At 63.6% G+C, this 25,676-nt stretch carries 23 protein-coding genes, 1 tRNA gene and 1 pseudogene; 16 read left to right on the forward strand and 9 right to left on the reverse strand.

Features of this window, described 5'->3' with window-relative positions; genetic code table 11:
* Positions 1-94: 94 nt before the first annotated feature.
* Positions 95-664 (reverse strand): hypothetical protein, encoded by a 570-nt coding sequence (locus tag F4U94_RS17565; RefSeq protein ID WP_150412117.1) that lies wholly within the window; start codon positions 662-664, stop codon positions 95-97.
* Between the two features lie 426 nt (positions 665-1,090).
* On the opposite strand from F4U94_RS17565, the gene F4U94_RS17570 reads away from it, so the two are divergent.
* The 3 genes from F4U94_RS17570 to mltG all read left to right on the forward strand — a co-directional run bounded on the left by F4U94_RS17570 (position 1,091) and on the right by mltG (position 3,886).
* Entirely contained in the window at positions 1,091-1,324 is a 234-nt protein-coding gene (locus F4U94_RS17570) for an acyl carrier protein (RefSeq protein ID WP_007689016.1), read from the forward strand.
* A 181-nt stretch (positions 1,325-1,505) separates the two neighbouring features.
* Positions 1,506-2,765 (forward strand): beta-ketoacyl-ACP synthase II, encoded by a 1,260-nt coding sequence (fabF, locus tag F4U94_RS17575; protein WP_120249586.1) that lies wholly within the window; start codon positions 1,506-1,508, stop codon positions 2,763-2,765.
* A 149-nt stretch (positions 2,766-2,914) separates the two neighbouring features.
* Positions 2,915-3,886, forward strand: a complete 972-nt coding sequence (mltG, locus tag F4U94_RS17580) for an endolytic transglycosylase MltG (protein ID WP_120249587.1) — start codon at positions 2,915-2,917, stop codon at positions 3,884-3,886.
* 6 nt (positions 3,887-3,892) lie between these two features.
* Here mltG and F4U94_RS17585 read toward each other — a convergent pair whose 3' ends face one another.
* Positions 3,893-4,315, reverse strand: coding sequence for a sugar transporter (locus F4U94_RS17585; RefSeq protein ID WP_120249588.1), 423 nt, complete (start codon positions 4,313-4,315; stop codon positions 3,893-3,895).
* Between the two features lie 90 nt (positions 4,316-4,405).
* On the opposite strand from F4U94_RS17585, the gene F4U94_RS17590 reads away from it, so the two are divergent.
* Positions 4,406-4,909: a 2'-5' RNA ligase family protein gene (locus F4U94_RS17590; RefSeq protein ID WP_120249589.1), complete on the forward strand. Its 504-nt coding sequence runs from the start codon at positions 4,406-4,408 to the stop codon at positions 4,907-4,909.
* A gap of 187 nt (positions 4,910-5,096) precedes the next feature.
* Here F4U94_RS17590 and F4U94_RS17595 read toward each other — a convergent pair whose 3' ends face one another.
* The 3 genes from F4U94_RS17595 to F4U94_RS17605 all read right to left on the reverse strand — a co-directional run bounded on the left by F4U94_RS17595 (position 5,097) and on the right by F4U94_RS17605 (position 7,431).
* Positions 5,097-6,323, reverse strand: coding sequence for an NAD(P)/FAD-dependent oxidoreductase (locus F4U94_RS17595; protein ID WP_120249590.1), 1,227 nt, complete (start codon positions 6,321-6,323; stop codon positions 5,097-5,099).
* Positions 6,324-6,416: 93 nt separating this feature from the next.
* Positions 6,417-6,493: transfer RNA gene (locus tag F4U94_RS17600), tRNA-Met, on the reverse strand.
* Between the two features lie 98 nt (positions 6,494-6,591).
* A complete protein-coding gene (locus F4U94_RS17605; protein WP_120251966.1) occupies positions 6,592-7,431 on the reverse strand; it encodes an alpha/beta hydrolase in 840 nt (279 codons plus the stop codon).
* Between the two features lie 188 nt (positions 7,432-7,619).
* Between F4U94_RS17605 and F4U94_RS17610 the strand changes: the two genes are divergently transcribed.
* The 4 genes from F4U94_RS17610 (at position 7,620) to F4U94_RS17625 (ending at position 11,848) form a co-directional block, all read left to right on the forward strand.
* Positions 7,620-9,029, forward strand: coding sequence for a circularly permuted type 2 ATP-grasp protein (locus tag F4U94_RS17610; protein WP_120249591.1), 1,410 nt, complete (start codon positions 7,620-7,622; stop codon positions 9,027-9,029).
* 175 nt (positions 9,030-9,204) lie between these two features.
* Positions 9,205-10,137: an alpha-E domain-containing protein gene (locus tag F4U94_RS17615; protein ID WP_120249592.1), complete on the forward strand. Its 933-nt coding sequence runs from the start codon at positions 9,205-9,207 to the stop codon at positions 10,135-10,137.
* A gap of 24 nt (positions 10,138-10,161) precedes the next feature.
* Complete coding sequence (locus tag F4U94_RS17620; protein WP_120249593.1) at positions 10,162-11,031, forward strand: transglutaminase family protein; 870 nt, start codon at positions 10,162-10,164, stop codon at positions 11,029-11,031.
* Between the two features lie 79 nt (positions 11,032-11,110).
* Positions 11,111-11,848, forward strand: a complete 738-nt coding sequence (locus tag F4U94_RS17625) for a proteasome-type protease (RefSeq protein WP_120249594.1) — start codon at positions 11,111-11,113, stop codon at positions 11,846-11,848.
* A 125-nt stretch (positions 11,849-11,973) separates the two neighbouring features.
* Here F4U94_RS17625 and F4U94_RS17630 read toward each other — a convergent pair whose 3' ends face one another.
* The gene (locus F4U94_RS17630; protein WP_120249595.1) at positions 11,974-12,645 is read right to left on the reverse strand and encodes a hypothetical protein; all 672 of its coding nucleotides are present in this window, start codon (positions 12,643-12,645) and stop codon (positions 11,974-11,976) included.
* A complete protein-coding gene (locus tag F4U94_RS17635; RefSeq protein WP_232015845.1) occupies positions 12,642-13,505 on the reverse strand; it encodes a ComEC/Rec2 family competence protein in 864 nt (287 codons plus the stop codon). Before F4U94_RS17635 ends, F4U94_RS17630 begins: the two co-directional genes overlap by 4 nt.
* A gap of 629 nt (positions 13,506-14,134) precedes the next feature.
* On the opposite strand from F4U94_RS17635, the gene trxB reads away from it, so the two are divergent.
* Positions 14,135-15,097, forward strand: a complete 963-nt coding sequence (gene trxB / locus F4U94_RS17640; RefSeq protein WP_120249597.1) for a thioredoxin-disulfide reductase — start codon at positions 14,135-14,137, stop codon at positions 15,095-15,097.
* 85 nt (positions 15,098-15,182) lie between these two features.
* Here trxB and F4U94_RS17645 read toward each other — a convergent pair whose 3' ends face one another.
* Both F4U94_RS17645 and F4U94_RS17650 read right to left on the reverse strand, forming a co-directional pair.
* Positions 15,183-15,470, reverse strand: coding sequence for an acyl carrier protein (locus tag F4U94_RS17645; protein WP_120249598.1), 288 nt, complete (start codon positions 15,468-15,470; stop codon positions 15,183-15,185).
* Between the two features lie 28 nt (positions 15,471-15,498).
* Positions 15,499-16,503 carry a GNAT family N-acetyltransferase gene (locus F4U94_RS17650; RefSeq protein ID WP_150412118.1) on the reverse strand — a complete coding sequence of 335 codons (1,005 nt, stop codon included), beginning with the start codon at positions 16,501-16,503 and terminating at the stop codon, positions 15,499-15,501.
* An 85-nt stretch (positions 16,504-16,588) separates the two neighbouring features.
* Here F4U94_RS17650 and F4U94_RS17655 point away from each other — a divergent pair, with 85 nt between their 5' ends.
* From F4U94_RS17655 to F4U94_RS25570, 7 genes and pseudogenes are all read left to right on the forward strand, one after another.
* Positions 16,589-18,100 (forward strand): acyl-CoA ligase (AMP-forming), exosortase A system-associated, encoded by a 1,512-nt coding sequence (locus tag F4U94_RS17655; protein ID WP_120251967.1) that lies wholly within the window; start codon positions 16,589-16,591, stop codon positions 18,098-18,100.
* Positions 18,097-19,329, forward strand: a complete 1,233-nt coding sequence (locus F4U94_RS17660) for a pyridoxal-dependent decarboxylase, exosortase A system-associated (RefSeq protein WP_120249599.1) — start codon at positions 18,097-18,099, stop codon at positions 19,327-19,329. The genes F4U94_RS17655 and F4U94_RS17660 overlap by 4 nt, the downstream gene beginning before the upstream one ends.
* A 132-nt stretch (positions 19,330-19,461) precedes the next feature.
* Entirely contained in the window at positions 19,462-20,106 is a 645-nt protein-coding gene (locus F4U94_RS17665) for an XrtA/PEP-CTERM system exopolysaccharide export protein (RefSeq protein WP_120251968.1), read from the forward strand.
* A 2-nt stretch (positions 20,107-20,108) separates the two neighbouring features.
* Positions 20,109-21,629, forward strand: a complete 1,521-nt coding sequence (locus F4U94_RS17670; RefSeq protein ID WP_120249600.1) for an XrtA system polysaccharide chain length determinant — start codon at positions 20,109-20,111, stop codon at positions 21,627-21,629.
* A gap of 14 nt (positions 21,630-21,643) precedes the next feature.
* Complete coding sequence (locus F4U94_RS17675) at positions 21,644-22,591, forward strand: AAA family ATPase (RefSeq protein WP_120249601.1); 948 nt, start codon at positions 21,644-21,646, stop codon at positions 22,589-22,591.
* A 53-nt stretch (positions 22,592-22,644) separates the two neighbouring features.
* Positions 22,645-24,189: a hypothetical protein gene (locus tag F4U94_RS17680; RefSeq protein WP_150412121.1), complete on the forward strand. Its 1,545-nt coding sequence runs from the start codon at positions 22,645-22,647 to the stop codon at positions 24,187-24,189.
* A gap of 22 nt (positions 24,190-24,211) precedes the next feature.
* Positions 24,212-25,096, forward strand: a pseudogene (locus tag F4U94_RS25570) (XrtA/PEP-CTERM system-associated ATPase); the annotation flags it as partial.
* Positions 25,097-25,676 lie beyond the last annotated feature (580 nt).

Genomic DNA, 25,676 nt, shown 5'->3' on the forward strand with positions numbered 1-25,676 from the left:
CCGAAACCCGAAACTTCGGCCAAAAGGCAGCGGTATGGAGCCACCACGCAGTACGTAAATCACGCCCATGCCGGCCAATTACGCACCCATCCGCTCAGATCACCAGGTTGATGGAGGTGCCCACCTGCTTCACTGCCGCGATGGTCTTCACCTTCGCCACCGTGTCCGACCCGTCGCGCCGCCCGCAATCGCAGGCATATTGTTTGAACAGTCGCTCGGCCGCCGCGACCGGGCGCAGCGCGTGCTGGCCCGGCTTCCAGTCGTCCAATATGCGGATGCCGTACATGGTGCCGCTGACGTCATAATGGCGGATGTCCCAGGCGAGGATGACGATCAGTTCGCGCGCCTTGTCCCGATCCGCATTGGCAAAGCCGATGGCCAGGATGCGGGGCGCGCCGCCTTCCTGCTCGCCGACTGTGACCTGAACCGGCGCGCGGGTCATCTGCTCGTCCAGCATCACCAGCTGCCGTTCGTCCTCGTCCGGCTTGCCGGTCAGATAGTCCGCGAACACCCATGGCCGGCCATTCCATATCGCCGGGGTAACGTTCACCGCATCGGCCGGCAGGCCAAGCTTCTGCGCTGCGCGATGTTGCGCGCTGGCGGCATGCGCGGCGCCCGGCTGCGCCGTGGCCGCCATCATCAGCAGCGCTGACCCCCATATCACAAGCATATCCTCCGCAGCATCAGGTCGGGCCAGGGTAACGCAGCATTCCACCTGCGGTCCAGACGCCGGGCGTGCCCCATGGCGTGCGAATCTGCCGCACCGCTGGTGGCCGCGAAGGGGGTCAGGAGGCCGATGATCGTCCTTGCTAGCGACAGGAAAGACGCCGATCGCTCAGGGGGTGGCATGACAGGTGAATCGGGCTGGGGGCAGGGCGCCATGGTGCCCCCACGCCCGCGAAGTCGCTGAAATTCCGGAAAATCGACTGTTATCATGTGACAAAAGGGCGGTTTTTATGGCCTCAACCTTGCCAGAGCGAATGAAGGGGCTTGGCGGCCTTGCCTCTTGCCTCTATCGGAGCTTGGCACTAGGGCAATGCCTTAACGGTTATTCAGAACCACCAACGATACCCAGTAAGAAGGACCACTCATGAGTGAGACCGCGGATCGCGTAAAGAAAATCGTCGTCGAGCATCTGGGCGTTGAAGCCGAGAAGGTGACCGAGGACGCCAGCTTCATCGACGATCTGGGCGCGGACAGCCTGGACATCGTCGAACTGGTGATGGCGTTCGAAGAAGAATTCGGCGTCGAAATCCCCGACGACGCTGCCGAGAAGATCGCCACCGTCAAGGACGCGATCGATTATATCGACAGCAAGCAGTAAGGCGTTTTGCGGCCCGCGCGTCGTTCGCTCGGGCCGCCCTGCGCGTTAGGAAATGGCTCCTCCTGTCCGGTGACCCCGGAGCGCGGGGAGCCTTTTCGTATCTGGTGCGCCGTTCACAAATCCGGTTCAAGCGACTAGATGGAACGGCGTTGAGCCAAAGAGAATATTTCGGAGCAAGCATATGCGTCGCGTCGTCGTAACCGGCCTTGGCATGGTCAGCCCGCTGGGCGGAAATGTCGAAACCAGCTGGAAGAATATCATTGCTTCCAAATCGGGCGCGGCCACCATCGCCCGCTTCGACGCCAGCGAATATAAATGCCGCATCGCCTGCGAAGTGAAGCCGGTGGGTCATGAATATGGCTATGATGCCAGCCTGGACGTCGATCACAAGATTCAGCGTCAGGTCGATCCCTTCATCGTCTACGGCATTTCCGCCGCCAGCGAAGCGCTGCGCGACGCGGGGCTGGACAATATGTCGGAAGAAGAACGGCTGCGCGCCGGTTGCTCGATCGGTTCGGGCATCGGTGGTCTGCCGGGCATCGAAAGCGAATCGCAGGTGCTGGCCACCAAAGGGCCGAGCCGCGTGTCGCCGCACTTCGTCCATGGTCGCCTGATCAACCTGATCTCCGGCCAGGTGTCGATCAAATATGGCCTGATGGGGCCGAACCATGCGGTCGTCACCGCCTGTTCGACCGGCGCCCACTCGATCGGCGACGCCGCGCGCATGATCGCGATGGACGATGCCGACGTCATGCTCGCGGGCGGCGCGGAAAGCGCGATCTGCCCGATCGGCATCGCCGGCTTCGCGCAGGCGCGCGCGCTCAGCACCAATTTCAACGACACGCCGGAAAAGGCGTCGCGTCCCTATGACGTCAACCGTGACGGCTTCGTCATGGGCGAAGGCGCGGGCGTGGTCGTGCTCGAAGAATATGAGCATGCCAAGAAGCGTGGCGCGAAAATCTATGCCGAAGTCATCGGTTACGGCCTGTCGGGCGACGCCTATCATGTGACGGCCCCGCATCCCGAAGGCTCGGGCGGTTTCCGCTCGATGCAGATGGCGCTGAAAAAGTCGGGCCTCAGCCTTGAGGACATCGACTATGTGAACGCGCACGGCACCTCGACCCCGCTGGGCGACGAGCTGGAACTGGGCGCGGTCAAGCGTCTGTTCGGCGACAACCTGTCCACCATGTCGATGTCGTCCACCAAGTCGGCCATCGGGCATCTGCTGGGCGGCGCGGGCGCGGTGGAGAGCATCTTCTGCATCCTCGCCATGCGCGACCAGATCGTGCCGCCGACGCTGAACCTCGATGAACCGAGCGAAAGCTGCAAGGGCGTGGACCTGGTCCCGCACGTCGCCAAGGAACGCAAGGTGCGCGCGGTGCTGAACAACTCGTTCGGTTTCGGCGGCACCAACGCCTCGCTCATCATGAAGGCGATCTGACAATGATGGCCCGGCCCGTTTCGTTGTTCCCCGGCGAAGGCCGGGGTCCAGCAGCGGCGTCCGAACTGGACCCTTGTTGGGAGTCACGTGCCTCCCAACAATTTCGCCGGGGAACGCGCTAATCCATGGCAAGACGATCCGGCAATCCGATGCGCCGCCTGGGCTGCGTCGTCCTTCTGATCGGCCTCGCCGTCGCGGCTTTCATCGGCTTTCGCTTCGTCTATGGCTGGAGCGAACAGGGACCGGCGACGCAGGATGTCAGCGTCATCGTGCCCGAAGGATCGACGCTGTCCGACGCGGCGGTGCTGCTGAAACAGGCGGGTGCCGTGCGCTCCGCCGACGCTTTCCTGACGCGGGCCAAGGTTTTCGGTGCGGGCAAGTCGATCAAGGCGGGCGAATTCACCATCCCCGCCGGCGCCAGCAACAGCGACATCCTCTCCATCCTGCAAGGCGGCAAGACGCTCACCCGCCTCGTCACCATACCCGAGGGGATGCCCTCCATCCTGGTCTATGAGCGGCTGATGGCCAACGACCAGCTGACCGGCGATATCAAGGTGCCGGAGGAAGGCAGCGTTCTGCCCGACAGCTATGCCTTCGACAAGGGCGAGCCGCGCGCCGCCGTGCTGAAACGCATGCAGGCGGCGATGGACAAGCTGCTCGCGCAACTCTGGGCCGAGCGGGGGCAGGGGCTGGTGGTGAAGACCCCGCGCGAAGCCGTCATACTGGCCAGCATCGTCGAGAAGGAAACCGGCGTTCCGGCGGAGCGGCCGACGGTCGCGGGCGTCTATGCCAACCGCCTGCGCACCAACATGATGTTGCAGGCGGACCCGACGATCATCTACCCGATCACCAAGGGCAAGCCGCTCGGCCGTCGCATCCGCAAGTCGGAAATCGCGGCGGTGAACGATTATAACACTTATGCGATGGTGGGCCTGCCCAAGGGGCCGATCGCCAATCCGGGGCGCTTGTCCATCCTCGCGGTACTGCATCCGGCGCAGACCAAGGCGTTATACTTCGTGGCCGACGGCAAGGGCGGCCATATCTTCGCCGACACCTACCAGCAGCATAATGAAAATGTGCGCAAATGGTTCGAAATCCGCCGCGCGCGCGGGGAGCTTTGACGATATTTAGCGGATGATCCCCTTCGCCCGCTGTACGCTGGCATAGCGCCATTGCACGATCGCGATGACGAAGATCAGGATCGGAAAGGCGGTCGCCACCATCACGCCCTTGATCGCGATGATCGGCGTGGCGGCAAAGACATAGCCGAACTGCACCACCACCGCGATCAACGACAACAGGAACAGCTGCACCGCCGCCTGTTTGCGCAGCAGCAGGAAGAGCGCGCCGCCAAATCCGGCCAGCACCGCGATGCCATAATCCAGCCAGAGCCAGGCAGGCATGGCGGCGAAAATCTGCGCGCCGCCGGGATCCGTTTTGGCCAGTGCGTTCAGGTCCATCAGATATTGCATGACGAAGGAGGCAATCCCCATCAGGTTCCAGAGCAGGAACGCGATGGCGATGAGAATGAAGGAACGCGGTGCCGACATGATGACTCCCTCCCGAAGCGACGCTCCAATGATACGGAGCCGTCATGATCGCATCCTACGCCTGCTTGGGCGCCGACGGAAGTCCGTCCGATGAGCGCGCCGATCATCGTCACGGCGCTGTTGGGTGCGGCCGATTTCGCCTGGGCGGACGGCCTGCGCCGCGCGCATTTTCCGCCGGATCGCAACATCCTGTCCGCGCATCTGACGCTGTTCCACCATCTGCCTCCCTCCGCACTGGAGGAGGTGTCCGCGCGCCTCAAACGGCTCTGCGCCGGGCCGCCGCCGCCTGCGCGGCTGACGGAGGTGATGTTGCTGGGCCGGGGCGTGGCGTTCCGTGTGGACAGCCCGGCGCTGATGGCGATGCGCGATGATCTGGCCGATGCCTTTGCGGGCCTGCTGACGCCGCAGGATCAGGCCCGCCCGCGCCTGCACATCACCGTCCAGAACAAGGTCGCGCCGGCCGAAGCAAAGGCGCTGGCGGAGACGCTAGGCCAGGATTTCCACCCGCGCCCGTTGAAGATCGCGGGCCTTGCCGCCTGGCATTATCGCGGCGGGCCATGGGAGCCGGCGATGAAGGCCATGTTCAGGGGGTGAGGGGAATGGCGGGGAAGGGGGGCAAGACATTAGCCCCTCCCTTTTAAGGGAGGGGTTGGGGTGGGTGGCGAGCGAAGCGAGTTGCTGACCAATCGAGAATGGAGCGCCGCTGCGCGGCGTACCCACCCCCGGCCCCTCCCTAAGAGGGAGGGGAGAAGTGATGTCCTCCGCCTATCGCACCCAACCCTTACGCCAATCCCACTTCCTTCAACGGCACGCTCGCATCGCCCAGCTGCGCCACGTCCAGCGCCGCACCGGCGATGACATGGGCGCGGCCCTGCACATAATCCTTGACCATGTTGACGCAATCCAGCGCGATCACCTTGCCGCCCTTCAGATACACGACCGAAAAGCTGCGGCTGGCCGGATCGCCGCGCGTGACGGTCTGGTCGAAACCAGTCGACAGGCCCACCGTCTGCAACTTCAGATCATATTGGTTCGACCAGAACCACGGCACGGCGTCATAGGCCTCCGCCTTGCCCAGGATATGCGCCACTGCGACCTTCGCCTGATCGTTCGCATTCTGCACCGATTCCAGCCGCATCTGCGCGCCGCCGGCAAAGCGGTTGGCATGCGCTGCGCAATCGCCCACGGCATAGATGTCGGGCAGGCTGGTGCGGCAAAATTCATCCACATCCACGCCGTTGCCACCGGCTGCGCCCGCCGCGATCAGCGGGCCGGTTTCGGGGATGATGCCGATGCCCACGATCACCATGTCGGTTTCGATCCGCTCGCCATCCTGCATCAGCACGGCGGTCGCCTTTCCATCGGCGACTTCGATACAATCCATCCGCGCGCCGGTGCGCAGGTCCACGCCATGGGCGCGATGCTCCGCCTCGTAGAAGCGCGACAGGTCTTCGCCCGCCACGCGCGCCAGCACCCGGTCCAGCGCCTCCAGCAGCACGACCGTCTTGCCGAACTTCGACAATACGGCCGCAGCCTCAAGCCCGATATAGCCGCCGCCGATGATGGTCACATGGTTGATGCTGTCGATCTTCGCCATCATCGCGTCGACATCGTCGCGGCGGCGCACGGCATGGACATTATGCGCGTCCGCGCCATTGCAGGTCAGCATGCGTGGGCTGCCGCCGGTACACCAGATCAGCTTGCCATAGCCGATTTCCTCGTCGCCTATGGTCACGAACTTGCCTTCGGGATCGACGCTCCTGACGCGCTTGACCAGCAGCATGTCGATCTTGCGCTCGCCCCAGAAAGCGGCCGGGCGGATCAGGATGCGATCGAAGCTCTTGTCGCCCGCGAAATATTCCTTGGAAAGCGGCGGACGTTCGTAGGGCGGATATTGCTCGTCGCCGATCATGGCGACCGTGCCGTCGAAGCCAGCCTGGCGCAGCGCGATTCCCGCCTGCGCCCCCGCATGGCCCGCACCCACGATCAGAACGTCATAATAGCTCATGCCGCCAATATCCTCTTCTGCCCTATTTGGCAGGGTGATTGGCGCGCTTTGCAAGGGGAGGCAAGGAGGATGTGCGTTGTGGCAGTAATAAAATGGTAGCGGAGGAGGGACTTGAACCCCCGACACGCGGATTATGATTCCGCTGCTCTAACCAGCTGAGCTACTCCGCCCCAAAGGGCCTCGCCGGGCGGCAAGCCCTGCGGTGAGGCGGCGCTATACGCAGGGGATGCGGGGTGGTCAACAGCGCTTTTTCAGAAAAGTTGCGCGCTCATTTCCGCCGCACCGTCCAGCCGGCCGGCAGCGCCGTCGGATAGCCGTCCAGCCCATCGTCATCCACGGCCTCAACCGCCTCGCTGACCAGCGGGCCGAGCGTTGCCATGTCCGGGTTGTGGCCGGCGCCCGGCGCGATCAGCCAGTCGGTCGGATGGCCCGCCGCGGCGAACAGCGCGCCGGCCTGATCCATGTCGACCCTGTCGTCTGCGGTGCCGTGGATCATGACCAGCGGCGCCCGGATCTTCGTCGCGGCGTCCAGATTATTCCATTTGTCGGGCAGCAGCGCGCCGATGCCGTTGGGCGCGGATTGCGCCAGCTTGTCGAAGGTGGACAGGGTGATGACGCCGGCGACCGGCACCGTCGCCGCGACATGCAGCGCCACCGCGCCGCCCAGCGAATGGCCGACCAGGAATATGCGCGCGTTCGATCCGATCACGTTCCGCGCTTGCGCGATGAAGCGGCGGCCGTCGTCCACCAGCCCCGCCTGAGTCGGGCTGCCCGGATTGCCGCCGAATCCGCGATAGGACACGACGATGACATGATCGCCCCGACCGGTCAGATGTTCGGCATAGCGGGCCGCGACCCCCTGGTTCGATCCGCGCCCGTGGAAGAAGAGGATGACGTCCCGGTCCATCGGGTCGCCCGGCCAGTAATAGCCGGTCAGGGTCAGCCCGTCGGCCGTCTTGACCGTCCATGTCTGTGGGCGGACATGAGTCCATTGGGCGATGTCGATCGGCGCTTCGCTGGCCTTGTAGATCTGTTCGCGCATCGTGCCCGCGCAACCGGTCAGGGCCAATGACGCGGCGATGGTCCAGGACGCGAAGGTCCGGCGCATGTGGGCCATCCTCGATTATCTCCCTGAAAGCTGCGCGCAAAAACGAAATGATAGCGCATTTCCGCCATATATCATGAAGGCCACGGAAACCTTTTCCTCTCTCGCCATTTTTGCCTTGCAATCGTCACAGGCCGGCGCACACATATTGCAATGCACAACCGGCCGCTGGCCGAGGGAGGATCGTCCACTTGCCCTTCCATGAAATGTTTGAACCGGATGGTTCGATACGCCCTTGCTATGACGAGGTGCAGAAGTGGGTGGAGCGAACGGGCATAGCCGGACTCAATCGCCGCATGGATGAAGCGGAAGCGATCTTCCGCCGCATCGGCATCACCTTCGCCGTCTATGGCGAGGGCGGCGATCCCGAACGGCTGATCCCGTTCGACCTGCTGCCGCGCATCTTCACCGCGAACGAATGGCGCATCCTGGACAAGGGCATCCGTCAGCGCGCGCGGGCGCTCAACGCCTTCCTGCACGACGTCTATCATCGCGGCGAAATCGTGAAGGCCGGCATCATGCCTGCCGACATCATCTATCGCAACAGCGCCTATCTCGCGGAAATGGCGGACTTCTCGCCGCCGGGCAAGGTGTACAGCCATATCGTGGGCATCGACATCGTGCGCACCGGGCCGGGCCGTTTCGAGGTGCTGGAGGATAATTGCCGCACCCCCTCGGGCGTGTCCTACATGCTCGAAAATCGCGAGATCATGACGCGCATGTTCCCCGAATTGTTCGCGCAGGGGATCGTTGCGCCGGTGGACGATTATCCCGCTGAATTGCTCAAAAGCCTGAAGGAAGTCGCGCCGCCCGCCTGCAAGGGCGATCCCGTCGTGGTCGTGCTGACCCCCGGTTCGCTCAACAGCGCTTATTATGAGCACAGCTTTCTCGCCGATCTGATGGGCGTGGAACTGGTCGAGCCGGCGGACCTGTTCGTGGACGACGACCGCGTCTGGATGAAGACGACGCTGGGGCCTAAGGCGGTGGACGTGATCTATCGCCGCATCGACGACGAATATATCGATCCGCTGGTATTCCGTCCGGACAGTCTGCTGGGCGTGCCGGGCATCTTCAACGTCTATCGCAATGGCGGCGTCACGCTGGCCTCGGCGCCCGGATCGGGCATAGCCGACGACAAGGCGGTCTATATCTACGTGCCGGAGATGATCCGCTTCTATCTGGGCGAAAAGCCGATCCTGGACAATATCCAGACCTGGCAATGCGGCAAGCCCGACGAACTGCAATATGTGCTGGAAAATCTGCACGAGCTGGTCGCCAAGGAAGTCCATGGTTCGGGCGGCTACGGCATGCTGATCGGTCCCAAGTCCACGAAGGACGAGGTGGAGGCCTATGCCGCGCGGATCAGGGCCAATCCGGGCGAATTCATCGCGCAACCCACGCTCGACCTGTCCACCGTGCCGACGCTGGGGCCAGCGGCGGTGGTCGGTCGCCATGCGGACTTCCGTCCCTATTGCCTGGTCGGCAAGCAGATCCGCCTCGTCCCCGGCGGCCTCACCCGCGTCGCGCTGACCGAAGGGTCGCTGGTGGTGAACTCCAGCCAGGGCGGCGGGGTCAAAGACACCTGGGTCTTGCAGGATTGATGATGGGTGCACGCATATTTGCCCCGGAGCGGGCTGGAAATGGCGCTGTTCTGCGCTTCCGGTGCTCACGTGCTTTGAGCACGCTGCGCGCCGGTTCTCGAACAGCACCATTTTCGCCTCACTCCGAGGCAAATCTCCGCACACCCATGTTCATGTTTGACCGGGAAATTACCCCATGCTGAGCCGGACCGCCGAAAATCTTTTCTGGATGGCGCGCTATATGGAGCGGGCGGAGGCGACCGCGCGGCTGCTGACCATGGGGCAGCGTATGGCGATCCTGCCCGGCGCGCATCATCGCGACGAATGGCGCTCGGTCGTGCGCGCCACCGGTTCGGGCCATCAATTTCCCGAAGGCCAGCAGGTGACGGAAAGCGACGTCGTCTCCTTCCTGATGCTGGACCCCGACAATCCCTCCTCGATCCGCTCCTGCCTGCTCAAAGCCCGCGCCAACGCCAAGTCGGCCCGCACCATGCTCACGCAGGATATGTGGGAGGCACTGAACGAAGGCTGGCGCAAGCTCGACAGCTATGATGTCGGCGAAGCGCGGCAGCAGCTTCCCACACTGATCGACTGGGTGAAGACCCGCGTCATGACCTTCCGCGGCGCCGCCCATTCGGGCCAGTTGCGCAACGAAGGCCATGATTTCCTGCGCACCGGCTCCGCGCTGGAGCGGGCGCAGATGACGCTGCGCCTGCTGGACGTCAAATATTATGTCCTGCTCCCCGAAACCGAAGTGATCGGCGGCAATCGCGACCATTATCAATGGACGTCGGTGCTGCATGCGCTTTCGGGCAGCCGCGCCTATCATCATGTCTATGGCGGCACCTACACGCCCTGGCAGATCACCGATTTCCTGATGCTCAACCGGCTCTTCCCGCGCAGCGTCGCCTATTGCTACGATCAGCTGGCCTATCGGCTCAATCGCCTGGCCGGCTGGCATGATGCGCGCGCCGCCTGCAACGACACGGTGCAGGAAATGGTGACCGCGCTGGAGAAGCTGGACAGCGGCGAAATCTTCCGTTTCGGCCTGCATGAAACGGTGCAGCACGGCCTGTCCATGACCAACCGGCTGGGCGCGGAAATCGCGCAGGCCTATCATTTCGGCTGACCGCAGGAGGGGGAGGGCGCGTCGATGAAATTGCTCGTTCGCCACCAGACCGTCTATCGCTACGCCGCCAGCGCCGGCCGGGTCGCCATGCGCCTGAAGCTGATGCCGGTCGATACGCCCGCCCAGACGGTGCTGGAATGGCAGGTCAGCGTGAACGGCGAGCCGATCACCGGCTTTCACCCCAACAGCTATGGCGAGCGGGAGGCGATCTGGATCCGCCACGACCGGCTCGACCATGCGACCATCGTGGCCGAAGGGCTGGTCGACACGCGCGAAAGCCATGGCGTGGTCGGCCATCTCAGCAGCCGGGTCGATACCCGCTACTTCCTGCGCGACACCCGCCTGACCCGCGCATCGGCCGGCATCGCCGCCATGGCCCGCGACCTGCCGGAGCAGGACGGCCCGCTCGCCACGCTCCACGCTTTGTCCGCCGCCGTCAGCGACGCGGTCCAGTATCGCGCCGGCGTCACCACGTCGAACACGACCGCCGCGCAAGCCTTCGCGCTGGGCGCTGGCGTGTGTCAGGACCATGCGCAGGTCTTCATCGCCGCCGCCCGCTCCATCGGCATCCCGGCCCGCTACGTCTCCGGCTATCTGCTGGCGGGGGATGGCGATGCGCTCCACGAAACCCATGGCTGGGCCGAAGCCTATCTGCCCCAACTGGGCTGGATCGGCTTCGACCCGTCCAACCGCGTTTGCGTCACCGAACGTTATCTGCGCGTCGCCAGCGGTCTGGATGCGGACGAAGCCGCGCCGATCCGTGGCTCGGTCACGGTGGCAGGTGACATATGGATTGACGCCGACGTCCGTATCGCGCAGGCCGAAGACGGAGTTGAACAGCGGCAGTTGCAGAAGCAGCAGCAGCAGGCTACCCCGCCCGACTCTGAGGCTTAACCCAAAGCGGTCGCACGTCGGATGGCATATCCGACGATTCGCCGATCGCGACGGCAGAATGACAGGAGGCCGGGGGGCCGTGACTTATTGTGTGGCCGTGCGCGTGGACCAGGGACTGGTCATGCTGTCCGACACCCGCACCAATGCGGGCATGGACAATATCGCGCGTTTCCGGAAAAGCTTCACCTATCATGTGCCCGGTGAGCGCGCGATCACGCTGATGTGTTCGGGCAACCTGTCCATCACCCAGGGGGTGAAGGCCACGCTGAGCAAGGCGATCAAGGAAGCCCAGTTCGACCCCGAAGTCGAAACCATCCTCAATTGCGACACCATGTATCGCGTGGCGCAGATCGTGGGCGATGCCATGCAGAAGATGCAGCAACGCTATCGCTCCAACATCGAAATGGGCGGTTCGGGCGCCAGCGCGTCGATCATGATCGCGGGCCAGCGCCGGGGCGGCAAGCCGCGCCTCTACCTCATCTATTCCGCCGGCAATTTCATCGAGGCGACCGAAGACACGCCCTTCTTCCAGATCGGCGAGCATAAATATGGCAAGCCCATCCTGGACCGCATCATCCAACGCGAAACCAGCCTGGAAGACGCGACCAAGGCGGTGCTGGTATCGATGGATTCGACGCTACGCTCCAACCTGTCGGTCGGCATGCCGCTCGACCTGACGGTGATCCCCACCGACACCTACGACTTCCGCGTCCGCACTCGCATAGAGGCGGATAATGAGGAATTCCTGATGATCTCTCAGGGCTGGAGCGCGGCGTTGCGCAAGGGTTTCGAGGATCTGCCTAACGTGTTGGATTGAGCGGGCAGGGGCGGCCGATTTGCGCCCGTTTAGGTAGTTAGAATTGCTCACTAGCCATCCCGAAAGCGGCCATAATTTATGATGGTGTGAGTAAACAGATGCGGCGCCGTTGACGAAGCCCAACGTCAACTCGGTCTCGCCTTGCGCGCGCGAGGTGTCGTCGCGCCTGCGACCTTCCGGGCAGAGTGGATCGCCAGCACGTTACAGACGAAACGTATCCCGCTCCACCGTGCACTTATCGCGGTGAGAATGAACTGGACGAGGAAGATGCCAGCCCCGATCCATTGCGCCTCTTCCGACGCGCCTGCAAAATATAGGCAGAGCGGAGCTAGACCGACAAAGGGAAGGCTGAGGGTCGCCATATCGCGATACATCAAGAACGAGCGATGCACTTCCAGTATCTCGATTTGGTTCTCCACCAGCTTGTAGAGCTGATACCAGCGCGCGTTCTGCGCCCCCGCGTCGGTAGGCAGAGGCCCGACATTCTTCGTGAGATTTGCCATGTCGATGCGAACATCGTCGGGAGCGAACCTGCTGAACACTTCGCAGCCGGGAAGCCAACCATACGGCTTCCAATAGACCAGCATGCACTTCACCTTGTGCGGTAAGACGTTTACAAGCAGCAGGACGCCGATCGGCACGACAACCGTGGTCAGCAATCGCCAGTTCCCCAATTGTGCAAGGCTAGCGTTGGAAGGAATGCCGGGGACCAAGGCCAGAAGCACAACGATTAGGTCCGCCGTTGCCAGCATCCAGAGCCATTTCTGATACTCTGATTTGAGCGATTTGCTGCTCATCCGGCGTATTCCGTGTCGATAAAGTATCCGCCGTTACCGTCCACACGAAACTGTATCCATCCGTCTCGGCGCGTGGTCAAAACGTGCCTTCGCTTACTGGTCGTCCGAACCATGACACCTTTACCGGAAACCAGACGGCGATAATCAGGCACCATACGCTGCGTCTCGTGCATGATAGGTTTATCGGAGACTACCACGGCATCGGGCGTGAAGTGGTTGAATGCCTCCTCACAGAACCCGCTAAACCGGCCGTGATGCGATGCTACGAGGATATTGGTGTTCATCAGTTCTGCTCGGAAGTCGGCTCGATCAAGCAGGGCGCGCCAGCCTGCTCCTTCCAGATCGCCGGGGAACAGGATCTTGAAACCGGCATATTTGATAAACACGACCAAGCTGAGGTCATTCGTCTTCACGAACTGCGGATAGGGTTTGAAGAACCAAGTCGCAGTTATCCCGGCCATGTGATTGTCGAACGGTTCGCTGACCGGCGAGTTGAATCGGTCACAGGCGCTGACGTACCATTCTGCATCGCGCGTTAACGGACCGCTCACCGCCTTAATTCCCGCCATCTGCTGACCCGAGTAGGTCGGGTTCCGAACGAGCGTCGTGACCGCGACACCTGAAGAGTCCAACCCTTTGAGATCAGACATATGATCTTGGTCGGCGTTCGTGATGAACAAATAGTCCAGCACCGATCTGCCCATGTGGTTTTTGATGTAGGAGCTGGGGTGCCACGTATCCGTGCAGCCAGAATCGATCATGGCCAGGCGACCACCGTAGTCGCCGATCTGGTGCTGAAGCATGGCGCAAGCACCGTGCTCAACATCCCATATCCGAAGAACCATTTCCCCCTGAAGCACGACTTCCCTTCCCTCCATGAAACCCCTGTCATCAAGATAGGCGGTAGTTCCGCATGTTCAATAATTGTTCTCTCTGCGCATTCGCGCTCGGCGTTAATCGTTGGCTTCAGGTAGCTGGCGCGATCGTCTGGTTTCACTATCTTCATGCCGGAAGCTGACAGGCTGCTTCCGGCCATTCCCAGTCCTCTCACACAATCGCCGCCGTCATCCCCCCCCAAAAAACTCCTGCTACCAATGTAGGATAATCTCTGATCTATCCTGCCAGATGGAACCCTTGCGCCTCGTCCCCATGCCCGCACCCTTGGCCCCGCAACCGGGCCGCCAACCCGTAACCCACAAGGCGCGTCACCGGCGCGGTGCTGTGACCCGATCGGCGCGTTCCCGGTGCGCCAGTGTGACCCGGCTGTCGCGTCGCGAGCGCTTTGCTGTCGCATCCCCGGTGCAAAACCCCGAAAATATCGCGCATCGACACTGTGAACTTCCGGCCCGTGACCCCGGTGGCGCTTTATGGTTACCGTAATCGCCCCATCGCAGCGGCGCTTGGGGCGTCCCAAGCAAATCCTTCGCTTGCACCCGCGTCCCCGCTGCCTATCTCTCTGGCCGACACGAATCACAGTTGAAAGCCTGACATGACCGCCACCCATTCCACCCGCATGCTCATCCTCGGTTCCGGCCCGGCCGGTCTGTCTGCCGCCATCTATGGCGCGCGCGCGGGTCTGGCGCCGATCGTGGTGCAGGGGATGCAGCCCGGCGGGCAGCTGACCATCACCACCGACGTCGAAAATTATCCCGGTTTCAAGGATGTGATCCAGGGACCGTGGCTGATGGAGCAGATGCAGGCGCAGGCCGAGCATGTCGGCGCGCAGATGATGTACGACCAGATCGTCGATATCGACCTGTCCGAACGCCCGTTCCGGCTGAAGGGCGACAGCGGCACGCTCTATGTCGCCGACACATTGGTCATCTGCACCGGCGCGCAGGCCAAATGGCTGGGCGTCGAGGGGGAGGAGCATCTTCAGGGCAAGGGCGTATCGGCCTGCGCCACCTGCGACGGTTTCTTCTATCGCGGCAAGAAGGTGGTGGTGATCGGCGGCGGCAACACTGCGGTCGAAGAGGCGCTCTACCTCACCAACCACAGCCATGACGTGACGCTGATCCATCGCCGCGACAGCCTGCGCGCCGAAAAGATCCTGCAAGCGCGCCTCCACGCCCATCCGAACATCAAGGTGTTGTGGAACAAGGCGGTGGACAAGTTCGTCGGCGGCGGCACGCCCGAAGGGCTGGTCGGCGTGGACCTGATCGACACGGTGACCGGCGAAAAATCGCATGTGCCGACCGACGGCGGCTTCGTCGCGATCGGCCATCACCCCGCGACCGAATTGTTCGACGGCAAGCTGCCGCTCGACGAAGGCTATATCGTCGTTGAAAAGGGCACGACCCATACCGCCATCCCCGGCGTCTTCGCGGCGGGGGACGTTACCGACAAGATTTATCGTCAGGCGGTGACGGCGGCGGGCATGGGCTGCATGGCTGCGCTGGATGTCGAGAAGTTTCTGGCGGAACAGGATTTCGAGGCGTTGGTGGAGGCCTGAAGCGTTCTGAAGTCGGCTGGAACAGCCGACGGCTCGCAGAACGCGGAAAACAAAATAACTGCCTCCGACGGGCGGGTCGGCTGTTTCAGCCGACCTTGGCCTGGGCGAAGGCGACCAGCGATCCGAACGTCTCGAACGTGTCGCCGTCTATATCCTCATCCTCGATCAGGATGTCGAAACGATCCTCCATCTCGGTCAGCAATCCGGCGACCGCCATGGAATCCAGTTCGGGGAGGGCGCCGAACAGCGGGGTGTCCGCGTCGAACGCATCGACCCTGTCCTGCGACAGGCCGAGCACGTCGCGCAGCAACGCCCGCATCAGGCTGTCCACATCGATTGTCCGGTCGACCGGCTGAGAATTTTGCGCCTGCATAATGGCCGACTAACTAATGGCTCGCTGCCTAACCTACAAGCGCGGAAATGGCGGTGCGGGCAGCGGGCAGCCAGGCGGATGCGAAGCGCGGGTTGAACGCGTCGATGCGATAGAGGGGGATGCGCTGTTCCATCCAGTCGGTCTTGTACCCGTTGTCGCCGGTGCCATAGTCGATCAGGCGCACATGATCCCCGTCGATCGCCCGCTCGAACATGGCATGGCTCAGCAAGGTGCCGGGGGAGGCGCGGTCATGGGCGGCATCGTGGCTCAGCTTGTGGATCAGCGCGACGCCATGGTCCACCGTCCACAATTGCGTCGCCACCGCGCGACCATCCAGTTGCGCAAAGCCCAGCCGCAACGTCCCCGCCGCGCTCTCCCGCTCGGCCAGATCGTGCAGGAAATCCAGGCCCGGCTCGGCTTCTTTCCAGCTACGGTCATGCACATCGACATAGTCGCGCCACAGATCGTCGGTCAGCCGGCGGGCGATCGACAGGGTGAAGAGGCTGGCGCGCCCCTTGCGCTTGACCAGACTGCGCAATTTGCCCGGCCGCGACGCCCAATAATCGGCAAAGCTGCGGCCCGCCACCGTCAGTAGATGGCGCCCGCCCATCGCCCGGCGCACCGCGAACCAGCCGGCGCGGCGCAGCGCCTGCATCATCGGCGCGCTATCCTCCAGCGGATAGAGGTCGATCTGGGCGCTGGTCGCCAGCAAGTGGCGGGCGATGCTTTCCAGCAACCGCTGCTGCATCGCCGGATCGGGATCGCCGATGAAGACCGGCGCCCAGCTAAAACTATACCAGTTGGCAAGCGCGCTGACCTGGCGGGGGGAAGGAGCGGTCAGGAACAGCCAGGCTTCCCGGCCGTCTTCCGTCGCCTTCAGGATGCGAAGCGGCGTATCGGCCATGCAATGGGCATGGAGCGCGGCATACCAGTCCAGCCGGTCGAACAGGCCGGTCATATGGGCGCGATCCAGCCGGCCGGCCAGCCGCCGCTGCACCTCATCCAGGCTGTGATATTCCCTTACGCCCCGCAACCGACTATCTCCGCCCCAGTCACTGGTCGCATATAGAGTAAAAACATCGCCATGGAGTTAAGCATCTGTGACTAACGATTTCCCGATAATCGACGGGGCGAAGGTGCAGCCGATCGACCATCTGCTGCTGCGCGGCGATCCGGCATGCGTGGCGCTGGACGGTCGTTCGGGCAGCTATAATTATGCGGAACTGGAAGAAACGCTGGGCCGGCTGGCGGGATGGCTGGCGGGCTTCGGGCTGGAAAAGGGCGCGCGAGTCGCCAGCTGGATCGCCAAGGGGCCGGTCGCCGCGCTGATGCCATTGGCCGCGCCGCGCGCGGGGTTGGTCCATGTGCCGATCAACCCGCTGCTCAAACATGCCCAGGTTGCGCATATCGTGGCGGATAGCGGCGCGATGCTGCTGATCGGCACGGCGGCGCGACTCGACAGCCTGTTGCCGGGCGACGTGCCCGCCGGTTGCCAGTTGCACCGCGAAGATGACGCCGCCTGCGCGATGAGCGGCGGCGCGACGATCGGTCCGTCGACGGCGTTGGCGGACGATCTGGCGGCGATCCTCTATACCAGCGGCTCTACCGGCCGGCCCAAGGGCGTGATGCTCAGCCACGCCAATCTCTGGCTGGGGGCGGTCGCGGTGGCCGATTATCTCAAACTGACGCCGCAGGACCGCACTGCCTGTGTCCTGCCGTTCAGCTTCGACTATGGCCAGAATCAGTTGCTCTCGACCTGGTTTGCGGGCGGCTGCGTTTATCCGCTCGATTATCTGACGCCGCGCGATGTACTGAAACTGATCGACCGGCGCGACATCACGACGCTGGCCGGGGTGCCGCCGCTTTGGGTGCAACTGACCGAACTGGATTGGCCGGATGCGGTGGCGGGCAAGTTGCGGCGGCTGACCAACAGCGGCGGCGCGTTGACCCGGCCGCTGGTGGCAAAGTTACGCGCGTTGTTTCCGCAGGCGGACCTCTATCCCATGTATGGCCTGACGGAAGCGTTCCGGTCCACGTACTTGCCGCCCGCACTGGTCGACAGCCATCCCGATTCGATGGGCAGCGCCATTCCCTTTGCGGAGATATTGGTGGTCCGACCCGACGGCAGCCTGACCGAGGATGAGGAGCCAGGCGAACTGGTCCATTGCGGGCCGTTGGTGGCGCAGGGCTATTGGCGCGATGCGGCGCGTACCGCCGAACGGTTCAAGTCGGCGCCGACCGCGTCGCGCTATGGCGGCATGGCGGTTTGGTCGGGCGACACGGTGCGGCGCGACGCGCAGGGATTGCTCTATTTCGTCGGCCGCGACGATGCGATGATCAAGTCCGCCGGCAACCGGATCAGCCCGACCGAAATAGAGGAAGCGGCCGTCGCCGTGCCCGGCGTGGCCGAAGCGGTGGCGCTGGGCATCAAGGACGATCGGCTGGGGCAGGCGGTGCGCCTGTTGCTGCGGTCGGCCGACCCTGACGTCGCGCAGGCCGTTGCCACCCATCTGAAAAGCGAACTGCCCAATTTCATGCAGCCCAAGGATATCGTCGTGCGTCCAGATTTCCCCCGCAATCCCAATGGCAAGATCGACCGGGTCGCGCTGGCGAAGGCGCATGGCGCATGAAGCCGATGGGGCCGATCCCCGGCTGGTTCGCCGAAGAGGAAGGCATGCTGATCATCGGCGGCTGCGGGGCTGCCAGCCTGGTGGACGAAGCGGGCGACACGCCGCTTTTCGTCTATGACATGGACATCGTGCAGGCGCAGGTGCGTCGCTTCCGGGAAGCGATGCCGGACGCGCTGCATCTCCATTATGCGATCAAGGCGAACCCCTATGCGCCGTTGCTGGCGCGGATGGGTACGCAGGTCGATGGCTTCGACATCGCGTCGGGCGGCGAACTGGCCATGGCGCTGGAGGCCGGAATGGCGCCGAATCGGATCAGCTTTGCCGGGCCGGGCAAGCGGGACGACGAACTGGAAGCCGCGATCTTCGCCGGCGTGACGATCAACCTGGAATCGGAAGGGGAAGGGCGTCGGGCGCTGGCCGTCGCCGACCGGATCGGCAAGCGCCCGCGTCTGGCCGTGCGGGTCAATCCGGATTTCGACCTGAAAGGGTCGGGCATGCGCATGGGCGGCGGGGCCAAGCCGTTCGGCGTGGATGCGGATCGGGCGGCGGCGCTGGCACGGGCGATGATCGACGCGGGCGCGGACTGGCAGGGATGGCATATCTTTGCCGGCAGCCAGAATCTCGATCCGCTGGCGATCATAGAGACGCAGGCGGCCACGATCGCGCTGGCGGCGCGCCTGTCCGATGCGGTGGGCGCCACGCCGCCGCTGGTCAATCTGGGCGGCGGCTTTGGCTTGGCCTATTTCCCCGGCGATAACCAGTTGGACATTCGTCCGATCGGTGTGGCGCTGGACAGCGCATTGAACAGCCTGCCGGACATATTGCAGGGCAGCGCCTTCGCGATCGAACTGGGCCGATGGCTGGTGGGGGAGGCCGGCGTCTATCTGAGCCGCGTGATCGACGTGAAGCTCAGCCAAGGCGAGACTTTCGTTGTGGTCGATGGCGGCCTGCATCACCAACTGGCGGCCAGCGGCAATTTCGGCACGGTCGTCCGGCGCAACTATCCGATCGCGGTCGCCAACCGCTTCGGCGCGCCGCCCGCCGCCGACGCGGTGACGGTGGTCGGGTGTCTGTGCACCCCGATAGACCGGCTGGGCGACAAGGTGGCGCTGCCGCCGGTGAAGGAAGGCGACCTGATCGCCATCTTTCTTGCCGGTGCCTATGGCGCTTCTGCAAGTCCTGCCGCTTTTCTTGGCCACCCAAGTCCTCGCGAACTTTTACTTGGCTGATTTGCACAGGACTTAACTCCTAACGGTATCTTTACCCTTTCACGGCATGAAGGTGGTCGGAGCCATATGCCGATCGGTCGCCTGTCCTTCGTTGGCGGTCGATGGCGCATGGCCGCACGAAGGGATGAGATTATGCGTTTTGTGTCGGTTTCCAGGCTTTTGATGGGTGCGTCTCTGCCCGCCGTCGCCTTGTCGGGTTGCGCCTCCGCGCCGTCCGGGCCGCAACTGCCGCCTGCCTCCTTCGTGTCGACGCAGGAGGGGCCGGGCGAGGAATATGTCATCGGCCCGCTCGACGACCTGACCATCTTCGTGTGGCGCAACCCGGAACTGGGCGCCAAGGTACAGGTGCGCCCCGACGGTCGCATCACCACGCCGCTGATCACCGACATGCCGGCCGTGGGCAAGACGCCCAAGATGCTGGCGGACGATATCAAGCTGGCGCTGACCCAATATATCGAAAATCCGCTGGTGTCGGTCATCGTCAACAATTTCAGCGGCACGTTCAGCCAGCAGATCAGGATCGTGGGCGCGACGGAAAAGCCAGCGTCCATTCCCTATCGCGCGAACATGACCGTGCTGGACGCGATGATCGCGGTCGGTGGCCTGTCCGAATATGCGGCGGGCAACCGCGCGCGTCTCGTCCGTTTCGACAAGGAGACGGGCAAGCAGAAAGAATATCAGGTGCGCCTGGGCGACCTGCTGAAGAAGGGGGATACGCGCGCGAACGTGCTGCTGTCGCCCGGTGACGTCATCATCATCCCCGAAAGCATGTTCTGATCATGGCCGGCCTTTACGACGAACTGTTGGTCCTGCTCCATGGCATATGGAGCCGCCGCTGGGTGGCGCTTGCCGTCGCCTGGGGCGTGTGCATGCTCGGCTGGCTGGGCGTGGCGCTGATCCCCAACGCCTATCAGTCCAAGGCACGGGTCTATGTGAACACCCAGTCGTTGCTGGAGGACAAGGTCGGCATCACCCAGGTCCAGTCGCAGCAGGATCTGGACCGGGTGCGCAGCACGTTGGCGAGCGCCGAGAATCTGGAAAAGGTCGTGCGCGACACGGACCTGTCTCAGTCGGTGTCCGGTCCGCGCGATATCGCCGCTAAGATCACCAAGCTGCGCGAGAACATCACGGTTATGGCGCAGGCCGATCCCAGCATGATCGACATCAGCGCCATTTCGGCCGATTCGGGCCTGTCGGACGGTGCCAATGCGCGCATCGCCCAGCAGGTGGTGCAGAAGCTGATCGACATCTTCCAGGAGGAAAATCTCTCCGGCGATCGCAACCAGACCAAGCAGAGCCTGGCCTTTCTGGACCAGCAGATCGCCGCGCGCGGCAAGCAGCTGGAAGCGGCTGATCAGCGCCGCGTCGAATTTGCGCAGCGTTATATCGGCCTGTTGCCCGGCGCCGGCTCCATCAGCCAGCGTATGGATGCGGCCCGCGCTGAAATCAGCAATATCGATTCGCAACTTGTCCAAGCGCAGAGCGCCCTGAGCGCGATGAACGGCCAGCTGGCCGGTACGCCTGCAACCCTTCCGGGCATGACGGCATCGGGCGGCGCGTCGCCGCTGGCACAGGCCCAGGCCAATCTGGCGTCGATGAAGGCGCGCGGCTGGACCGCCAACCATCCCGACGTTATCGCGGCCCAGCGTGAGGTCGATGCCATTCGTAAAGCGGGCGGCGGTGCGGCTGCCGCAGCCGGCAGCACGCCCAACCCCGCCTATCTGTCGATCAAGTCGATGCAGGCCGATCGCGCCGCCACGGTGCAGGCGCTCAGCACGCGCAAGGCGCAGTTGCAGGGCGATCTCAACACCATGATGTCGCGTCAGGTGAATGAGCCGGGCGTCGCGTCGGAACAGGAAAAGATCGAAAGCGACTATGCCGCGCTCAAGGCGCAATATGACAAGCTGGCCGCCGATCGCGAGGAAATCCGCCTGCGCGGTGATGTGAAGACCGAGACGGGTTCCGTCCAGTTCCGTGTCATCCAGCCACCTAGCACCCCGACCGCACCATCGGCGCCGAACCGGCCGCTGCTGTTGCTGGGCGTGCTGATCCTGGGCGTGGGTGCCGGCATCGGCGTGGCTTTCGCGCTTGGCCAGCTCAAGGGCACGTTCCCGACCGCCGCGCGGCTGGAAAAGGCGATCGGCCTGCCGGTCGTTGGATCGATCAGCCAGACGGTGAGCGTGGCGCAGGTCGCGATCGACCGGCAGCGCATGAAATGGTTTGCGGGCGCGAGCGGCGGCCTGGCGGCCGTGTGCCTGCTGCTGATCGTCGTCGAATTCGTCCAGCGCGGTATGGCGTGAAGGAGCCAGGGAACATGAACCAGCATAGCTCCATCAAGGGCCGGGGATCGCTGATCGAACGGGCGACCGAAATCTATGATTTCAACGCCGCGTTGCGCGGTCGCGCGGCGCCGGCGGTCGATCCGACCGATCTGCCGCCTGCGCCTGCAGTTGCGCCGCCGCCCGCTGCGCCAGCGGCCTTCGTCGCCGATGCGCCGGTCGCGCCAACCATATATACGCCGCGCGCGCCCGACTGGACCGGACCGGTGCAGTCGATCGACCGGGTCAAACTGGCCGAAGCCGGCTTCCTGCGACCCGACAGCGCGGTGACCACGATGAGCGAGGAATTTCGCCTGCTCAAGCGTGACCTGTTGTCGCAGCTGCGCGGCAACCCGCGCGGCAACCGCATCCTCGTCTGCTCCGCTCATAGTGGGGAGGGCAAGACCTTCTGCGCGATCAACCTGGCGCTCAGCCTGGCGGCGGAGAAGGATCGCGAAATCCTGCTGGTCGATGCCGATTTCGGCAAGCCTGGCATTCCTGCGCAACTGGGGTTGGAGGCGGGCCGTGGCCTGATGGACGCGCTGGCCGATCCGCTGGTCGCGATCGAGGATATCGTCATCCGCACCGACATCCCGTCGCTCTCCGTCCTGCCCGCCGGGCAGCGCAGCCATGACGATACCGAATATCTCGCCTCTGCCCGTACCGAACAGTTGCTGAAGCGACTGACCGACGGTCGGCCGGATCGGATCATCATCTTCGATTCGCCGCCGTTGCTGGCGGCATCGCCCGCTGCCGTACTGGCCAGCCATGCCGCCATCGCGCTGCTGGTCGTGCGCGCCGACAAGACGCCCGAAAGCGCGTTGCGCGACGCAGCGGGCATGTTGAAGGGCGGAGCGCAGGTTCAGCTTTTGCTCAATGCCGTCCGCTTCAACAGCGGCGGCCGCCGTTTCGGCAGCTATTATGCCAAGGGGGAAGTCCAGTGAAGATCGTCCGGCTCTGGACCGCAGGCGCATCGCTCGCCGCGCTGGCCGTTGCAATGCCCGCCCATGCGCAGTCGTCCGATGGCAAGCGCCTCAATGTGACGCCCTATCTTGGCGTGGACCAAGTCGTGACCGGGCCGATCAAGGGCGAGGGCGACGTGCTGACCTATACCAATGTCACCGCTGGCGTGACGGCGGAAGTGAAGAGCCGCCGTGTCGAGGCGGTGGTCGACCTGCAATATAATCACAGCTTCGGCTGGGGTAGCCAGACGTCGGATCAGGATGTCATCAGCGGCGTCGCTCATGCCAATGTCAATCTTGCGCCTGGCCTTTCGCTCATGAGCGGCGGCCTGGCCACGCGCGTACGCACCGATGGCTTGTCGGGCGCCTCGACGCAGCGCGACAGCTTCAGCAGCCAGGTCTGGTCGGGCTATGTCGGGCCATCCTACACCACCCAGTTTGGCGACTTCAACGTCAATGGTTCCTATCGCCTTGGCTACACGCGGGTCGATGATAGCGTGAATCAGAATTTCGGCGGCTTGCAGTCCAATGGCGCCTTCGCTGACAGCTGGACGCACAGCCTGCTCGGATCGGTCGGTTTTGCGCCTAATACGGTGCTGCCGGGCATCGGTCTTACCGCCAGCGCGGGCTATGATCGCGAAGAGGCGAGCCAACTCGACCAGCGGTTCGAGGATCTGTGGGGCCGTGTCGATGCGACCGTGCCAGTATCGCCCACGCTCGCCCTTGTCGGTGGTGTCGGCTATGAGAAGATCGAGATCAGCCAGCGTTCGCCGGAACTGGATGCGAACGGCATGCCGTTGGTCCGCAACGGCCGTTATGTGACGGACAAAAGCTCGCCGCGTGCGCTGATCTATAATTTCGACGACATCATCTGGGACGCAGGCGTGTTGTGGCGGCCCAGCCGTCGCACGACCTTGCAGGCGCGGGTCGGCGAACGTTATGGCGGCATGACCTATCAGGGCAGCTTCCTGTGGCAGGGGCGCGACAGCAGCGTCGCCATCGTCGTCTTCGACGGGATCGACAGCTTCGGCCGCATGATCAATGCCGACGTTGCCGCCCTGTCGGGCAGCAGCTTCGACGTGGCGCGCAATCCTTTCACCGGCGACATCACCGGCTGCGCCTTCTCCACCACAGGCGGTGGCCAGTGCTTCAACGATGCGCTGTCGGGCATCACCGACGCGAACTTCCGCTATCGTGGCGTGTCGGCGCAATATTCGTTGCGCCGCGGGCCATGGGGCTGGGGGCTTGGCGGCGGCTATTCGCAACGCAAGTTCATCACGCCCAATGGCCAGACGGTGCTGATCCGTGGATCGCGCGATGAAAATTGGTACGGCAATGCGTCGGTCAACTATGCCATCAGCAGTTCGGACAGCATCGACCTGGTGACATATATCAACTATTTCGACGCCAGCGGGGATCGCCTCGATGTGCTGAACTATGGCGCTTTCACCAGCTATTACAAGAATTTGTCGCGCCGCCTGGCGGCTTCGGCCTCGCTGGGGCTGGACGGGGTGAAGGCGGACGATTTCGACACGATCATCAGTGCGATGGGGCAGGTCGGCCTGCGCTACAGCTTCTGACGTCGGCTTGGGAGACGAGGATATGTACGATCAATATTACGGCTTGCAGGGCCGCCCGTTCCAGCTGACGCCGGACCCGCATTATTATTTCGAGAGCGCGACGCATCGCAAGGCGCTGTCCTATCTGGGCTATGGCTTGGCGCAGGGTGAAGGCTTCATCGTCATCACCGGCGATATCGGCGCGGGCAAGACCACGCTGGTCGGCCATCTGATGCAGACGATCGATCCGTCCCGTCTGACTGCGGTCAAGATCGTGTCGACGCAGGTCGAGGGCGACGACATGTTGCGCCTTGCTGCGCAGCATTTTGGTCTGTCGGTCGATGGCCAGCCCAAGGCGGCGATCCTGCATCAGGTCGAAGGCTATCTCTATGCTCAGGCGCGCGCCGGGCGGCGCACCCTGCTGATCGTGGATGAAGCGCAGAACCTGCCGGTTTCCGCGATCGAGGAATTGCGGATGCTGTCCAATTTCCAGCTGGGCGGCCAGTCGCTGTTGCAGATATTCCTGCTGGGCCAGCCGGAGTTTCGCGATCTCATCAAATCGCCCGAACTGGAGCAGCTGCGCCAGCGCGTGATCGCGACCCATCATCTAGAACCGATGATGGCCAATGAGATCGAGCCCTATATTCTCCATCGTCTGGCCATTGCCGGATGGAGCGGCAACCCCGCCTTTACGCCCGGCGCTTTTGCTGCACTTTATGCCGCGACCGGCGGCGTGCCGCGCCGTCTTAATGCGCTGGCCAGCCGCGTGCTTCTGTTGGGCGCGATCGAGCAGTTGCACCTGATCGACGAAGAGGTCGTGGGCGCGGTCGTCGCCGACATGGGGCTGGACACGGATGTGGCGCCGGAACCGGTAGTGCCTTCGACGCTCGATAGGGTGGAGGATGTCCAAACGCCCGATCCTGTCGCCGTTGATGACGCGCTGACCCAAGAGGAGACGATCGAGGTGGAAGAGGCCGCGGACGATGTCGCGATCGCGCCCTTCGCCTATCAGCCAGCCTTTGAAGAGACGGCCGAGGATGACGCGGCGGATTACGACGCCGTCGAACTGGACGCGTCCTGGGCACAGGCCGCGGACTTCGAGCCGATCGCGGAAACTGCGGATGCGCCGGATGCGGACGCTTCGGAAGAGGAGGCGCAGGACTTTGCGCCGAGTACGGTGGCGCCCTTTGCGCGGCCGGGTTTCGCCGCTTTCGCGCCACCGCGCCCGGTCGCCTTTGAGGTTGAGCCGGTCGCGGAAAATGCATGGCAGGATGAGGACGCACCCGTGGCTGAGCAGGATGAGCCTGTCCTGGATGAGGTGACGGAAGTCGAAGACTTTACCGAAATCGAACCCATTGCCGATGCTCAAGCCCAAACCGAACCTCTGGCCGCGATCGAAGCGCCCGATGTCGATGCGCTGCGCGCCGACATGCTCGGTGAGATCGAGGCATTGCGCGCCGAAATCGCCTCGCTGCGGGCGATGCAGGCGCATGCGCCCTTCGCTCAGC

It is taken from the genome of Sphingobium limneticum (assembly GCF_008710155.1).
Lineage (GTDB): Bacteria > Pseudomonadota > Alphaproteobacteria > Sphingomonadales > Sphingomonadaceae > Sphingobium > Sphingobium limneticum.